Source organism: Candidatus Pelagibacter sp. HIMB1542, assembly GCF_052047835.1.
Lineage (GTDB): Bacteria > Pseudomonadota > Alphaproteobacteria > Pelagibacterales > Pelagibacteraceae > Pelagibacter.
Genome location: NZ_JBNAJB010000001.1, coordinates 672,635 through 686,781, shown reverse-complemented (window position 1 = coordinate 686,781; position 14,147 = coordinate 672,635). Strand labels below are relative to the sequence as shown.

Here is a 14,147-nt window from a genome sequence, read left to right as displayed (position 1 = left end):
TTATTAAATGAATACATCAACAACAAAAAAACCAAGACAAGAGTCTGACCGACAAGGTGAAAAAAAATGGTACTCTGCATTTATGTCTCGACCAGAAGTTGGACCTTTTGGAGTTATGGTTTTACTTTTTTGTATGTTGGGATACTTTTCTATTCCAGAAGGACAATTTTCTCTTAACCCTTTTTCTGGTGAAGGATTTAACGCTTTAGGAATTAGAAATAATTTTAGGGTAATTGCACAATTAGGGATCGTTGCACTTGCTGCTGGAATGTTAATCATTGCAGGTGAATTTGATCTTTCTGTTGGTTCAATGATCGGTTTTGCCGGTGGTTGTATGGCAATGATACTAAAATGGGGTTTTGCTGTTGTTATTCCTTACATATCTTTCGAGGGAGGTTTTCATTTTGAAGGATTTACATTATTTAAAATTCAAGATGTATCTCCATTATTAGCAATATTAATTACATTATGTATGACATTATCTTTTGGATGGATACAAGGATGGATAATTGTTAAGAGTGGAATATCTTCTTTCATCGTTACATTAGGTGGACTTTTTTTCTTAAGAGGATTAACTGAGGTATCATACAGAGCATTTAACAAAGCTCCTGATCAAACTGCTGGATCAACAACTGTTACAGATTTACCAGATATCAAAAACATTATAAATGTACCAGGTCATGGAGAAATGGAAAGAGACGCGGCTAAATCTTTACCAAATGACCAATTATTAGAAATTCTTAGCACTGTGCCAGCTAGCACGGTTGCAAAATTAACTGAACGATTAACATATATTAACGAAAAAGTTGCAGCTTACAAAACTGCTATGAATGCTGAAAAGATGATTGCAACTTTAGAAAAATCATTAGCTGGGGCAAAAAAATCTGGCAATGACTCAATGGTTGAAATTTTGACAAAGAAAATTGAAGCTGGTGTTAATGTTCCTGAAGTTGCAGCAAAAGCGGTTACTGATATTGATATAGCAAAAGCTTATATCGACACCATAGTTACTGCAAGACCTGTAGCTAATTTCTTTGGTGGCGATATTATGGAACCAGTATTTAACTGGCTATATTATACGGTAGATTGGAACGTAAATAACTTCGGAAACATTTTTGCTAAAGGAATGTATTCTTGTTTGATGATTTGGGGACTGATTGCATTTATTTGTTATTTAATTTTAAGTAAAACTCAAGCGGGTAACTGGATTTATTCAACGGGTGGAAATCTTAATGCAGCAAAAGCTAATGGTGTGCCAACGAATAAAGTTAAAATTTCATTATTTATGTTTACTGCATTCTGCGCAACTATGTTTGCGGCTTGTCAGGTATTTGAAGTTAACACAGCAGATACAGCTAAAGGTAATTTAAAAGAGTTAGAAGCAATTGCTGCAGCAGTTATTGGTGGAGTTGTATTAACTGGAGGTTTTGGAACAATTGGTGGAATAATCCTAGGCACAATTATTTTTGGAATTGCAAAAGAAGCTTTCTTTTATATTCCTGGAATTGATGGATCGTTCTATAGGGTGTTCCTTGGAGCAGTTCTTGTTACTGCTGCCTTTACCAATGAGAATATACGAAAACGAATTATGGGAAATATCTAATGGATAAAAAACCATTAATTGAAATAAAAAATTTAGTAAAAAAATTTGGAGCATTTACTGCTTTAAATGGCGTTTCATTAGATGTTTATCCAGGTGAAGTTCATGCATTGTTAGGTGATAATGGTGCTGGAAAATCAACTTTGATCAAAGTGTTATCTGGTGTTCATCCTATGACAAGTGGAGAAATAAAAGTAGATGGAGAAAATGTTAACTTTACTTCACCACGTCAAGCATCTGATGCAGGAATTGGAACAGTTTATCAAGATTTAGCACTAAACGCGCTAACATCAGTAACAAGAAATTTTTTTCTTGGACGTGAATTAATAAAAGGTCCTGCCGGATTTGGTTTAATGCAAATGGATGAGATGGATAGAATTACAATAGAGGAGATGTCTAAAATTGGAATTAACATTGCAAACCCCAATCAACCAGTTGGAACAATGTCAGGAGGACAAAGACAAACATTAGCTATTGCAAGAGCAATTTACTTCGGTGCAAAGATATTGATATTAGATGAACCTACATCAGCATTAGGTCAAAAGCAGCAAATGGAAGTTTTAAAAACAATTAAAAAAGTTCAAAATTTAGGAAACATTGCAATTATACTTATCACTCACAATGAAATTCATGCACGTCTAATAGCTGATCGATTTACTTTTTTAAGTTTAGGAGAAGTAATTGGTTCAGGATTGTCTTCAGAACTAGGTAACGAAGATGTGAAAAGATTGATGGCAGGTGGTGCTAAAATTGGTGATCTAGCTAAAGAATTAGAGTTATAATTTTTTATTTTTTTTTAATTTTTTTTCACTTAAAATTTATCTATGCGGAAATTCTCAAGAGATAATTTTAATATTACCGAAGCAATAAATGAATTAATGCATGAATCTGGAGTTATTGTTTTTGAAAACGTATATAATTTAAACGAAATCAAAGAAGCAAGAGAGATTGTTAATCATTTTGCAGATACACAAGAGCAAAAAGAAACCCACTTTAATGCCGAGGCTGAGGCGTCTGATAAAATTAAACTACAGCAAAGGATATGGAATTTATTTGGTAAAGGAGAGGTTTTTAGTAAATTAATAACAAACGACATTATTTTTAGCTTAATGTCTAAACTTTTAGGTTCAGAGTTTTTTTGTGGATCATACTGCGCAAGTAGATTGTTACCAGGATCAATAGGTCAAGAACTACATATCGATTATCCGTATTGGGATTTTTATAATAGTGAGACTTTTCCAATGGGTCTTAATAGTTCATTTGCACAAAACTGTCAGGCTACTATACCTTTAGATATCTGCTCAGAACAATCAGGAGCAACGGCTTTCATACCAGGATCACAAAAGAAACTACACTATCCAAATGAAAATGATGACTTTTCAAACAAACAACAAATGATTGCTAATCCTGGAGATTTAGTTTTTTTTAATGGTAACTGTTGGCATGGAGCATCACCAAATAAATCAGATCACCAAAGAGCAGCATTACTGATAGAGTTTCTTCCAAAGTATATAAAACCAGTTGAAGATTTAGTTACTTATTTATCGGAAGATTTTAAAAATAATTCAAATCCAAAAGTGCGACAGCTTTTAGGATTAAATTATGAATATCCAAAAATAATGGATGCAAGTAAAAAAATAAATAATATTGGTTTGGGCTATAAGGCAAAATAAATTCTATATTTTTAATTTAAATTCTTTATAAGTACTAAAATAAACAGAATTTAAATTATTTAAATAATAAAATTTTTAAATATCACTATTTAGAAAATTTAAGAGCATTTATAACTGGTGGAGGATTAAGAAAATGAAAGTAAAATATTATGATTTAGAAAAGAAAAGAGTATTTATAACAGGTGGAGGATCTGGAATTGGTGCTTCAATTGTTGAACATTTTTGTGAACAAGGTTCAGAAGTTTACTTTATAGATATTAATGTATCAGAATCTGAAAAATTAATTGAAGATATAAAAAATAAAAAATATTCAATACCAACTTTTATTGAATGTGATTTATTAAACATAAAACAACTTCAAAAGACAATTGCAGACATCATAGATCAAAAAGGTCCAATTGATATTTTAATCAATAACGCTGCTAATGACACAAGACATAAAATTGATGATGTTACAGAAGAATACTGGAATGAGAGAATAAATGTAAACTTAAGACATTATTTTTTCACAGTTCAATCAGTAAAAAAATCAATGATTGAAAATAAAGGTGGTGTAATTGTTAATATGGGTTCAGCATCTTGGATGGTTGGACAAGGTGGTATGGCAGCTTATACAGCCGCGAAATCTGGAGTAGTTGGCTTAACAAGGTCATTCGCTAGAGATTTAGGAGAATTTAATATTAGAGTTAACTCAGTAGTCCCAGGGTGGGTCTTAACACAAAGACAAATTGATATGTGGTTAAACGAAGAATCCGAAAAAGATTTGATGAAAAACCAATGTTTAAAAGAGAAACTAATGCCTCATGAGCTTGCGCAAACTGTTTTGTTTTTTTCATCAGAACAGTCTTCTGGTTGCACAAATCAATCTTACATCGTTGATAAAGGTTGGCTATAAGAGACTTTGTGAAAATACAAAGTTCAACGATAGAAAGTAAGTATTTAAAAGTTAAGTCAATTAATATTGGTGCTTGTTTATATGAAGTTTATGACAAGCAAAGGAAAATTAATTTAATCTTAAACCTAGGTCCTACAAAAAATTATGGCAGTAAGAATTTTTATGTGGGCGCTACTTGCGGCAGGTACGCAGGCAGAATTTCAAATTCAAGATTTAAGATTAAAAATAAGATTTATAAACTTGAAGGCAACGAAGGAAGAAATACACTTCATGGAGGAAAAATAGGATTTGATAGATTAGAATGGAAAATTAAACATCATTCAAAAAATAAAATTATCTATCAATTGTTATCTAAAAATTTAGACCAAGGTTTCCCAGGGGACTTAAATTCAGAGTGTATTTTTGAAATCAAAAACAAAAGCTTATTTATAAAATATCAATATAAATCAAGCGAATTAACTCATGTGAGTTTAACCAATCATAGTTATTGGAACTTGAATAAGAGTAAAAAAGAGACAATTTTCAATCATGATTTAAAAATTAACTCTGAAAAATATCTTGAAGTAACTAATAAATTAATCCCAACTGGTAAAATTAAAAAAGTTAAAAATACTATTAATGATTTTAATAAGTTTCAAAATATTGGAAAAAAAATAGACATTATTAAAAACAAAAAAATAAAGAGAGTATCTAATACAATCAATCAATTGGGATTTGATTTAACATATTGTATTAAAAAAAATTCTAAAAATTATTTAGCCTCTCTAAAAAATAAAAAAACTAATATTCAATTAGACTTTTATTCAAATCTTCCTGGTGTACAGCTCTATACCAGTCAAGGTTTGAGGTATAAAAATAAACTTGCTCCATACCAAGGGGTTTGTTTAGAAACGCAACACTACCCAGATGCACCAAACAATAAAAATTTTCCAAGTTCTTTAATTAAACCTAAAAAACTTTATAAGTACTTTACAAAAATAAATATTTCATAAAATGAATAAAAAAATAAACATATCCATTGTTGGAACTGGCTTAATGGGATTGCAACATATAAAGGCAATTTCAAAATCTAAAAAAGCAAACCTTCATTCAATAGTTGATATTAGTAACAACGCAAAAAATTTATCAAAAAAATATAAAATCCCATTATTTTCAAATGTAGACGAACTTTTAAATTCAAAGAATTTAGATGCAGTAATTGTAGCTACTCCAAATCAACTTCATGAAAAACATACAGTCAGTTTTTTAAAGAAAAAAATTCCAGTATTATTAGAAAAACCTATTTCAGATAATATTAATTCAGCTAAAAAAATTATTAGTAGCGCTAATAAAAATAAAACGCCGTTATTAATTGGGTATCATAGAAGACATAACTCTATTGTATCAAAGGTAAAAGAGTTAATTGATAAAGGTAAATTAGGAAACATTGTTTCAGCCAATGTCTTGTGTTGGCTTTATAAACACAAAGCTTATTACAAAGAAAAATGGAGAATTAGTAAAGGAGGCGGACCTTTAGGAATTAATTTAGTCCATGATATCGATATGATTTGCTACTTACTTGGTTCAATTAAATACGTTCAAGCATTTACAACCAACAAAACTAGAAAATTTGCAGTTGAAGATACAGCAACAATTAGTTTAATTTTTAATTCAGGTGCACTTTGTACATTAAATTTATCAGATACAATTGTTGCTCCATGGAGTTATGAGTTAACTGCAGGAGAAAATCCAGCTTATCCTATAACTAATCAATCCGCATATATGATTGGTGGTACTAAGGGATCATTGCAATTTCCTAATTTAAAATATTGGTTCTATAAAAATGAGCGAAGTTGGTGGAATAAGATATTTGTTAACGAAGATAAAAACAAAAAAGACGACAGTACCTTAGTAAACCAAATTGATCATTTTGCAGATGTGGTATCAAAAAAAGTTAAGCCAAAAGTTAATGGTAATGATGGTTTGATCTCTCTTAAGATTTTTGCAGCAATAACAAAAAGTGCAAAAACTGGTAAGAAGGTTAAGATTTAAAGATTAGCCAATATTGAATTAGAACATTTTAAGGTATCAGCTTCTCCACCTAAGTCTTTAGTTCTATTTTCTTTTTGACTTAAAGATTTTTCAATAGCTTCAACAATTGAATTAGATGCTTCTTTTTCTCCCAAATAATCTAACATCATTGCTCCTGACCAAATTTGCCCCACAGGATTAGCAATACCTTTTCCTGCAATATCAGGTGCTGAACCATGAACTGGTTCAAATAAAGATGGAAATTTATTTTCAGGATTAATATTACCAGATGGAGCAATTCCAATAGTTCCAGTGCAAGCAGGTCCTAAATCAGAAAGAATGTCTCCAAATAAATTAGATGCAACAACAACATCAAACCATTCTGGATTTAGTACAAATCTAGCAACCAAAATATCAATATGATATTGATCTGTTTCAATATCAGGATAATTTTCTTTCATTGCATTAAAACGCTCATCCCAAAACGGCATTGTAATTGAAATGCCATTTGATTTTGTTGCATTCGTTAATTTTTTCCTTTTTCTTTGTTTTGCTAATTCAAAAGCAAATTTTTGAACTCTATCTACTCCATGCGCAGACATGATAGTTTCCTGAATAGCTATTTCTCTATCAGTATTTTTAAACATCCTTCCACCAACAGAAGAGTATTCACCTTCAGTGTTTTCTCTAACAATCAGCATATCAATGTCACCTGGTTTTTTATTTGCTAAAGGAGGATTTATTCCAGGAAATAATTTTACTGGTCTAAGATTAATATATTGATCAAACTCTCTTCTAAACTGAAGTAAGGATCCCCATAAAGATATATGATCTGGAACTTGATCTGGCATTCCAACTGCGCCAAAGAATATTGCATCATGTTTTCCTAATTTTTCCTTCCAATCATCTGGAAGCATTTTTCCATGTTTTTCATAATAATCACATGAAGCAAAATCATATTCTGTAAAATTTATTTTGAATTGATGTTTTTCAGCAGCGTCTTTTAGTACTTTTAAGCCTTCAGGGACTACTTCTTTTCCTATCCCATCTCCTGCTATTGATGCAATGTTATATTCTTTCATAGGTTGATTTTTATACTTCAAAAACACTTTAATTTATAATGTTAAATTATTTTTAAAGTCATAAACCTTCATTGTTTTGACATATTTTATTTGTTAGTTTTGATTATGAAAAAAATACTTCTTTTAATATTCTTTAGCTTCTTTTTTGTTTCAAATTCAAATGCTGCATGTGATGATCCATTAACAGATGGTGTAGATTATTCTAAATGCAGATTTTCAGATGCACAGGATCTACAAGGTAGTTATCTACCAAATTCAAATTTATCTTTTGCAAGTTTTGTGCAAGTAAATTTAGATAAAAGCATAATGATGAATTCAAATTTATCTTTTGGAACTTTTCCAGAGTCTACATTTGTTAGAGCTAATCTTTATGAAACAATTAGTATTGGTGGCAATTTTGAAAAAACAAATTTCACTAATGCAAACTTAACTAGAGTTGATTTCATGGGAGCAACTCTAATTGAAGCTAATTTTCAAAATGCTAATTTAATGGAAGCAAATTTTACATCTGCAAACATTACTAATGCAAATTTTGAAAATGCAAATCTGATTGGTGCTACTTGGACTAATGGTAAGACATGTGGTCCAGACTCAATTGGAACCTGTATTGAGCAATAAGATATGAACACTTCAGTTAATACTGATGATGTTATTTTTAATTTTTTCAAACAAATCTGTGATGAAAAAGATGATCAAAAATGTGTTGAGCTTGGAAAAGAGTGGATAAAAGCAATGGAAACCAACCTTTCTTCTATGGAAGCAAACCTAAATGGGGCTGATTATCTCAAACATAAAGATGATATTCAAAGTAACCGAGATCATTTAAATAGCCTAAAAAATAAAAATTCTACAGAGTGGAGAGAGTATGCTACTCAGTGTATGATTGAAATAATGAATCACAAAGGTCAACAATAATGAGTAATCAAGAAAGAGTGTTTTTAATTATTTGTGCTTCTTTAATTATTTTTACTCTTCATTATTTAATTGAAAAACACTTCTTTTAATAAGAACTAGATCTTGCCCACTTATTAATATTTCCGTCTTTAGCTTTTTTATTTATTTCTTTAAGCTCAGATTTAGAAAAATTTAAATTGTTTAAACTTTCAATATTTTCTTTAATTTGTTTTACACTACTTGCACCAATTAAAGCTGTAGTAACTGCTTTATTATTTAATACCCAAGCTAAAGCCATTTGAGATAATGTTTGTCCTCTTTTTTTAGCAATTTGATTTAAATCTGAAATTATCTTTATATTTCTTTTAGTTATAAAACTTTTATCTAATGCAGATTTTGGATCACTTGCTCTTGATGCTTTTGGAATTCCTTTTAAATATTTATCCGACAACATTCCTTGTGCCAATGGTGAAAAAGCAATAGTTCCAATTCCTAATTTAATTAAATTTTTATCTAAATCTTTTTCAAACCATCTATTTATTAAAGAGTAAGAAGGTTGATGGATAAATATTTTAATGTTTCTTTTTTTTAAAATATTAAACATCTCAATTGTTTTCTTTGAGGAGTAAGAAGAAATACCAATATAAAGAGCTTTACCAGATCTATAAATAAGCTCTAAGGCATCTGCTGTTTCCTCTAATGGTGTATTTGGATCAAATCTATGCGAGTAAAAAATATCTACATAATCCAACCCCATTCTCTTTAAACTTTGATCACAGCTTGCAATGATATATTTTTTTGAACCCCATTCACCGTAAGGTCCTTCCCACATATCATAACCTGCTTTAGATGAGATAATTAATTCATCTCTATATCTTTTAAATTCTTTACTTAAAATTTTTCCAAAATTAGCCTCAGCACTTCCTGCTGGTGGACCATAATTATTTGCTAGATCAAAATGAGTAATCCCTGAATTAAAAGAATAAAACAACATTTTCTTTGCTTCAGATGTAAGTTGTTTACCACCAAAATTATGCCAAAGACCAAGGCTTATTAAAGGTAGATCAACACCACTCTTTCCACATCTTCTATATTTCATGTTGGAATATCTTTTTGGTGATGCTTTGTAACTCATTATTCTTAATATACCTTAAATTACTAGTTTAAAAACTTAAAATTAAATATATACTTAAAGAAAGGGGTGTCTTAACAGACTGAGATTAAACCCTACGAACCTGTCCGGTAATTCAGAAAGGGATAAAATGGATAACACATACTTTTTAAGTCAATCATCATCATTAACATTAGTAATTGTAATTAGTTTGGTATTTGCTGTTTTAGGAATTTATCATTCTAAAAAATTCCAAGGAATAAGTAATTATTTAACAGCCAATAGAAATATTGAATTATTTTCATTAACGACCAGTCTTGTTGCATCTGCTTTAGGAGCATGGATTTTATTTGGCCCTGTTGCTGCTGCTACATGGGGAGGAATAGGGGCTGTTATTGGTTATGCACTTGGTACAGCTTTTCCTATGATTTTCTTAATCTATTTTGGAGGAAAAATTAGATCAGAGTTTCCAAAAGGTTCTTCTCTAATTGAGTTTATGAGAAAAAAATTTGGAAAAAGTTTATTTAAACTGATTTTGTTAATGACAATTTTTTACATGTTTATTTTTCTTTGTGCAGAGGTGACAGCTGTTGCAGTTTTGATAAATTATTTATCAGGTACAGATCTTTGGATCACTGCATTAATAGTACTTTTGGCCACTTTAACGTACACTCTTTATGGCGGATTAAGAGCTTCTATTTTTACTGATAATATTCAAATGATAGTAATTGGCTTTCTTTTATTAATTCTAATTTTAATTATCAGTTCATCAACAGGAGATAATTTTTCTTTTGCATTAATTAAAGAAAAAAATCCACAATTGTTAAGTTCATCTTATATTCCAAGTTATACAGCTGGATTAACTTTTTTTATAGCTGTTGCAGCTACTAATCTATTTCACCAAGGAAATTGGCAAAGGGTTTATGCTGCTAAAGATTACAACACTTTAAAATCAGCATTAATCATTTCGTTTTTTGTAATTGTACCGATAGTTTTTTTAATGGGCTTTATTGGAATGGTTTCATTTTCTATTGATCCTTCAGCAAGAGCTGATTTAGGATTTTTCACTTTATTGTTAAAAGAACAAACTGAAACACTATCTTTAATTATTATTGTTCTTGGTTTAGCTTTAACAATTTCAACAGTTGATACATTGGTTAATGCGATATCAAGTTTGTTTGTTGTTGATGGTAAAGCAACTTTTAATTTAGATAAAAAAACAGATTATTTAAAAGTTTCTAAATACTTTATTGTATTTTTGTCATTGATTGCATTTGGTGTTGCATCAAAAGGATTTGATATTTTGTATTTATTTTTACTTGCAGATTTATTTTGTTGTGCATTTGTGTTCACAGTCTTTTACAGTTTTTACAACAAGGTAAATGAAAAAACTGCTTATGTTTCAATTATAATTGGTTTAATTGGTGGATTTTTAATGTTTCCTTATCCAGATTTTTCTAAGAGTTTATTGGTTGGGGGATTGATGTCTAAAGATTTATTTTCACCTTTTGTTGCACAATCTTTATTATTTTTATCATTTGTTGTTGCAACTTTTTTACCAGCAGTAATTTTGAAATTGAAAAGTAATTAATTTAGATCACTGATTTTAAAGCATCATAAATAAGTTCTTTGGTAGTCTCACCAATACTTCTGTAAACTTCTTTATTATCTTTAAAAATTAAAAGTGTCGTTTGATATTGAACATTAAAAAATTTAGCAATTTCCTTATTGGTTACATCAAATTTAAAGTATTCAATATTATCAAAATCATTTTTTGCTTTATCAAGAACTTTCATTTGGCTGGCACAAGATGTGCAATATTTAACCCAAGAACTAACCACCACAACTTTTCCATCCGCTAAAGCCTTATCAAACTGCTCTTTAGTATAAGTTGTTTCTTTAGCAATCCCATTAGTAGTGAATGCAAAGATAAAACAGATAAATACAAAAATTTTTCTCATTAATCGTTGGTTGTAAACAAATTTTAAAATATTGTAATACAATAAATTGTCTCTATATATGCCTAGTTCATGTCAGATCAAATAAGCATAAATAATCTATCAAAAGTCTACGATAATGGCTTTGAAGCTTTAAAGAAAATAAACCTGAACATCAAAAAAGGTGAAATTTTTGCAATGCTTGGACCAAATGGTGCAGGTAAAACTACCCTTATAAGTATTATTTGTGGAATCGTTAGACCATCTTCAGGAAAAGTTACAGTAGATGATTTTGATATCATTGATGATTACAGAGAAACAAGATCTAGAATTGGATTAGTTCCACAAGAGTTAACCCTAGAACAATTTGAAACAGTTTTTAATAATGTCTCTTATTCAAGAGGTTTGTATGGAAAAAAACCAGATCCAAAACATATTGAAAAAATTTTAAAAGACTTAAGCTTATGGGACAAAAAAGATTTAAGATTAAGACAGTTATCTGGAGGAATGAAGAGACGGGTATTGATTGCAAAAGCATTGTCTCACGAGCCAACTATATTATTTTTAGATGAGCCAACTGCTGGTGTTGATGTTGAATTACGTCAAGACATGTGGAAGGTAGTTGAAACTCTAAGAAAAACTGGTGTTACTATTATTCTTACTACTCATTATATTGAAGAAGCAGAAGCAATCGCTGATAGAGTAGGAGTAATCAATCAAGGAGAAATTATCGTTGTTGATGAAACAAAAGAATTATTGAAAAAAATGGGACATAAAAAGCTTACAGTAGATCTTCAAGAAGAAATCACTGAAATCCCAAGCAGTTTAGATAAGTATAATTTAGAAATTGGAGAAGATAAAAAATCAATCAATTACACATATAATGTTAGAGCTAAAAGCACTGGAATAACTAACTTGTTACAAGATTTAAAAGATGCAAATTTAAAATTACAAGATTTAAAAACTGAACAAACTACTTTAGAGAAAATATTTGTGACATTAGTAAAGGAGAACAATGAAGTTTAATTATTACGCATTTAGAGCAATGTACTTACATGAAATGGATCGATTTAAGAGAACATTGATGCAATCATTGTTTTCTCCAGTTTTATCTACATCATTATATTTTATTGTTTTTGGATCTGTAATTGGTGGTTATGTAGAAAAAATTGATGGAATTAGTTATGGGTCTTTTATTGTTCCTGGTCTTTTAATGTTAACGTTGTTAACTCAATCAATCAGTAACACTTCATTTGGGATATTTTTTCCAAAATTTAATGGAACTATTTATGAAATTTTAGCTGCACCAATTTCAACTTTTGAAATTGTTCTAGCTTTTGTGGGTGCTGGCGCTACTAAAACTCTTATAGTCGGATTAGTTATATTTTTAACATCAACGTTTTTTGTTGAGGTTCAAGTGATGTATCCATTGTTAATGATATTTTTATTAGTATTAGTAGCATTTACATTTGCTCTATTTGGTTTTTTAATTGGTTTAATGAGCTCTAATTTTGAGCAAATGTCTATCATTCCCACATTAGTTATTACGCCAATGGTATTTTTAGGTGGTAGTTTATATTCTTTAGATATGTTGCCTGAGTTCTGGCAAACAGTTACTTATTTTAACCCGGTTGTTTATTTAATTAATGGTTTAAGATTTGCCTTTTATGGTGTTTCAGATTTCAATATTTGGGTGAGTGTTATTTCAATGGTAGTATTTTTGATGTCATGTGTAACTGTGGTTACAGTTCTATTGAAAAAAGGATACAATATTAAATCTTAGGTACTAGCTATTTTCTTTTTTGGATCGTAAAAAGGTTTTTCTACTATTGTAGCAGAATATTTTCCTTCGTGAGTTTCTATATCTAATTTATTACCTAATTCGGAATGATTAACTTCAATCATTGCAAGTGCAATATTCTTTTTTAATCTAGGCGAATATACAGCTGAAGTTACCTTACCAATTTTCTTGCCATCTTTTTCAATTGGCCAAAAAGTTGTGTTAGGTCCTGATAGAGGGTCACAATCTATTATAAGACCAACTTGTTTTCTTTTAATACCCTCTTGCTTTATTTTTCTTAGTGCTTCTTTACCTATAAAATTTATATCAGTATCTAAATTAACTAATCGATCAAATCCTAATTCAAATGGATTTGTATGAATATCTGCATCTGCATGATAAGAAAGCATACCACCTTCAATTCTTCTAATAGAAGATGTATGACCAGGCTGAAGGCCGTGTTCTTTACCAGCTTCCATTATTTTTTCATAAAGTTCATTACCTCTTGAACCATCTCTTAAATAAATTTCATAACCAAGTTCACTTGACCAGCCAGTTCTTGATACAATTAAGGGAATTCCATCAAGTTGATATTCTCTTAACCAATAATATTTAAGATCTCTGATATCTTCACCAAATAGTTTGACCATTATTTCTTGTGAGGTAGGTCCTTGTAACTGTAGAGGGGAAACATCTGGTTCAGATATCTTAACATCTAAACCTGAATTAACTGCAACACCTTGCGCCCACAACAAAACATCACTATCAGCCAAAGATAACCAAAAATGATTTTCAGCCAGTCTTAATAAAACTGGATCATTTAAAATTCCACCATCATTATTTACAATTAAAACATATTTACATTGTCCAACAGATAACTTTGAAAGATCTCTAGGAGTTAAAAGCTGAGTAAATTTATATGCATCAGGACCAGTGATCTCGACCTGTCTTTCGACTGCCACATCACATAAAATTGATTTTTCAATTAGGTTCCAAAAGTTTTGCTCAGGACTTCCAAAATCCCTTGGAATATACATGTGATTATATACAGAGAAACCTGTTGCTCCCCATTTCACAGTAGCATCGAAATAAGGAGATTTTCTAATCTGTGTTCCAAAACCAAAGTTTTTATTAGACATTTGAGAGCCTTAACAGTCTGAGTATT

Annotated in this window: 15 protein-coding genes; 11 read left to right on the top strand and 4 right to left on the bottom strand. The window is 30.0% G+C overall.

Annotated features, from left to right (window positions below):
- Nucleotides 1-7: 7 nt before the first annotated feature.
- From ACTTBI_RS03780 to ACTTBI_RS03755, 6 genes are all read left to right on the top strand, one after another.
- Nucleotides 8-1,603 (top strand): ABC transporter permease, encoded by a 1,596-nt coding sequence (locus tag ACTTBI_RS03780; RefSeq protein WP_440618598.1) that lies wholly within the window; start codon nt 8-10, stop codon nt 1,601-1,603.
- Entirely contained in the window at nt 1,603-2,382 is a 780-nt protein-coding gene (locus ACTTBI_RS03775) for an ATP-binding cassette domain-containing protein (RefSeq protein ID WP_440618597.1), read from the top strand. Before ACTTBI_RS03780 ends, ACTTBI_RS03775 begins: the two co-directional genes overlap by 1 nt.
- A 42-nt stretch (nt 2,383-2,424) precedes the next feature.
- The gene (locus ACTTBI_RS03770; protein WP_440652611.1) at nt 2,425-3,273 is read left to right on the top strand and encodes a phytanoyl-CoA dioxygenase family protein; all 849 of its coding nucleotides are present in this window, start codon (nt 2,425-2,427) and stop codon (nt 3,271-3,273) included.
- Nucleotides 3,274-3,406: 133 nt separating this feature from the next.
- Nucleotides 3,407-4,168 (top strand): SDR family NAD(P)-dependent oxidoreductase, encoded by a 762-nt coding sequence (locus ACTTBI_RS03765; protein ID WP_440652610.1) that lies wholly within the window; start codon nt 3,407-3,409, stop codon nt 4,166-4,168.
- 8 nt (nt 4,169-4,176) lie between these two features.
- The gene (locus ACTTBI_RS03760; protein ID WP_440652609.1) at nt 4,177-5,160 is read left to right on the top strand and encodes an aldose epimerase family protein; all 984 of its coding nucleotides are present in this window, start codon (nt 4,177-4,179) and stop codon (nt 5,158-5,160) included.
- A 1-nt stretch (nt 5,161) separates the two neighbouring features.
- On the top strand, nt 5,162-6,199 hold the full coding sequence (locus ACTTBI_RS03755; RefSeq protein WP_440652607.1) for a Gfo/Idh/MocA family protein: 1,038 nt from the start codon (nt 5,162-5,164) through the stop codon (nt 6,197-6,199).
- Here ACTTBI_RS03755 and ACTTBI_RS03750 read toward each other — a convergent pair.
- A complete protein-coding gene (locus ACTTBI_RS03750; RefSeq protein ID WP_440652605.1) occupies nt 6,196-7,260 on the bottom strand; it encodes a tartrate dehydrogenase in 1,065 nt (354 codons plus the stop codon). The two genes, ACTTBI_RS03755 and ACTTBI_RS03750, sit on opposite strands and share 4 nt — an antisense overlap.
- 105 nt (nt 7,261-7,365) lie before the next feature.
- Between ACTTBI_RS03750 and ACTTBI_RS03745 the strand changes: the two genes are divergently transcribed.
- Complete coding sequence (locus tag ACTTBI_RS03745; protein ID WP_262589441.1) at nt 7,366-7,878, top strand: pentapeptide repeat-containing protein; 513 nt, start codon at nt 7,366-7,368, stop codon at nt 7,876-7,878.
- 3 nt (nt 7,879-7,881) lie between these two features.
- Nucleotides 7,882-8,175, top strand: coding sequence for a hypothetical protein (locus ACTTBI_RS03740; protein WP_262589440.1), 294 nt, complete (start codon nt 7,882-7,884; stop codon nt 8,173-8,175).
- An 85-nt stretch (nt 8,176-8,260) separates the two neighbouring features.
- Here ACTTBI_RS03740 and mgrA read toward each other — a convergent pair whose 3' ends face one another.
- Nucleotides 8,261-9,289, bottom strand: a complete 1,029-nt coding sequence (gene mgrA, locus ACTTBI_RS03735; RefSeq protein ID WP_440652603.1) for an L-glyceraldehyde 3-phosphate reductase — start codon at nt 9,287-9,289, stop codon at nt 8,261-8,263.
- A gap of 127 nt (nt 9,290-9,416) precedes the next feature.
- Here mgrA and ACTTBI_RS03730 point away from each other — a divergent pair, with 127 nt between their 5' ends.
- The gene (locus ACTTBI_RS03730; protein WP_440652601.1) at nt 9,417-10,856 is read left to right on the top strand and encodes a sodium:solute symporter family transporter; all 1,440 of its coding nucleotides are present in this window, start codon (nt 9,417-9,419) and stop codon (nt 10,854-10,856) included.
- A 1-nt stretch (nt 10,857) separates the two neighbouring features.
- On the opposite strand, the gene ACTTBI_RS03725 is transcribed toward ACTTBI_RS03730, so the two are convergent.
- Nucleotides 10,858-11,226 carry a thioredoxin family protein gene (locus ACTTBI_RS03725; RefSeq protein ID WP_440652600.1) on the bottom strand — a complete coding sequence of 123 codons (369 nt, stop codon included), beginning with the start codon at nt 11,224-11,226 and terminating at the stop codon, nt 10,858-10,860.
- Between the two features lie 69 nt (nt 11,227-11,295).
- Here ACTTBI_RS03725 and ACTTBI_RS03720 point away from each other — a divergent pair, with 69 nt between their 5' ends.
- Both ACTTBI_RS03720 and ACTTBI_RS03715 read left to right on the top strand, forming a co-directional pair.
- Nucleotides 11,296-12,228 carry an ABC transporter ATP-binding protein gene (locus ACTTBI_RS03720; RefSeq protein ID WP_262589436.1) on the top strand — a complete coding sequence of 311 codons (933 nt, stop codon included), beginning with the start codon at nt 11,296-11,298 and terminating at the stop codon, nt 12,226-12,228.
- Entirely contained in the window at nt 12,218-12,985 is a 768-nt protein-coding gene (locus ACTTBI_RS03715; protein WP_262589435.1) for an ABC transporter permease, read from the top strand. Before ACTTBI_RS03720 ends, ACTTBI_RS03715 begins: the two co-directional genes overlap by 11 nt.
- On the opposite strand, the gene ACTTBI_RS03710 is transcribed toward ACTTBI_RS03715, so the two are convergent.
- Nucleotides 12,982-14,121 (bottom strand): glycine cleavage T C-terminal barrel domain-containing protein, encoded by a 1,140-nt coding sequence (locus ACTTBI_RS03710; RefSeq protein WP_440652599.1) that lies wholly within the window; start codon nt 14,119-14,121, stop codon nt 12,982-12,984. The two genes, ACTTBI_RS03715 and ACTTBI_RS03710, sit on opposite strands and share 4 nt — an antisense overlap.
- Between the last annotated feature and the right edge of the window lie 26 nt (nt 14,122-14,147).

What these genes read in the sequence shown, in the direction of transcription:
- ACTTBI_RS03780 (WP_440618598.1), top strand. Translation starts at nt 8, where the DNA reads ATGAATACATCAACAACAAAAAAACCAAGACAAGAGTCTGACCGACAA.
- ACTTBI_RS03775 (WP_440618597.1), top strand. Translation starts at nt 1,603, where the DNA reads ATGGATAAAAAACCATTAATTGAAATAAAAAATTTAGTAAAAAAATTT.
- ACTTBI_RS03770 (WP_440652611.1), top strand. Translation starts at nt 2,425, where the DNA reads ATGCGGAAATTCTCAAGAGATAATTTTAATATTACCGAAGCAATAAAT.
- ACTTBI_RS03765 (WP_440652610.1), top strand. Translation starts at nt 3,407, where the DNA reads ATGAAAGTAAAATATTATGATTTAGAAAAGAAAAGAGTATTTATAACA.
- ACTTBI_RS03755 (WP_440652607.1), top strand. Translation starts at nt 5,162, where the DNA reads ATGAATAAAAAAATAAACATATCCATTGTTGGAACTGGCTTAATGGGA.
- ACTTBI_RS03750 (WP_440652605.1), bottom strand. Translation starts at nt 7,260, where the DNA reads ATGAAAGAATATAACATTGCATCAATAGCAGGAGATGGGATAGGAAAA.
- ACTTBI_RS03745 (WP_262589441.1), top strand. Translation starts at nt 7,366, where the DNA reads ATGAAAAAAATACTTCTTTTAATATTCTTTAGCTTCTTTTTTGTTTCA.
- ACTTBI_RS03740 (WP_262589440.1), top strand. Translation starts at nt 7,882, where the DNA reads ATGAACACTTCAGTTAATACTGATGATGTTATTTTTAATTTTTTCAAA.
- mgrA (WP_440652603.1), bottom strand. Translation starts at nt 9,289, where the DNA reads ATGAGTTACAAAGCATCACCAAAAAGATATTCCAACATGAAATATAGA.
- ACTTBI_RS03730 (WP_440652601.1), top strand. Translation starts at nt 9,417, where the DNA reads ATGGATAACACATACTTTTTAAGTCAATCATCATCATTAACATTAGTA.
- ACTTBI_RS03725 (WP_440652600.1), bottom strand. Translation starts at nt 11,226, where the DNA reads ATGAGAAAAATTTTTGTATTTATCTGTTTTATCTTTGCATTCACTACT.
- ACTTBI_RS03720 (WP_262589436.1), top strand. Translation starts at nt 11,296, where the DNA reads ATGTCAGATCAAATAAGCATAAATAATCTATCAAAAGTCTACGATAAT.
- ACTTBI_RS03715 (WP_262589435.1), top strand. Translation starts at nt 12,218, where the DNA reads ATGAAGTTTAATTATTACGCATTTAGAGCAATGTACTTACATGAAATG.
- ACTTBI_RS03710 (WP_440652599.1), bottom strand. Translation starts at nt 14,121, where the DNA reads ATGTCTAATAAAAACTTTGGTTTTGGAACACAGATTAGAAAATCTCCT.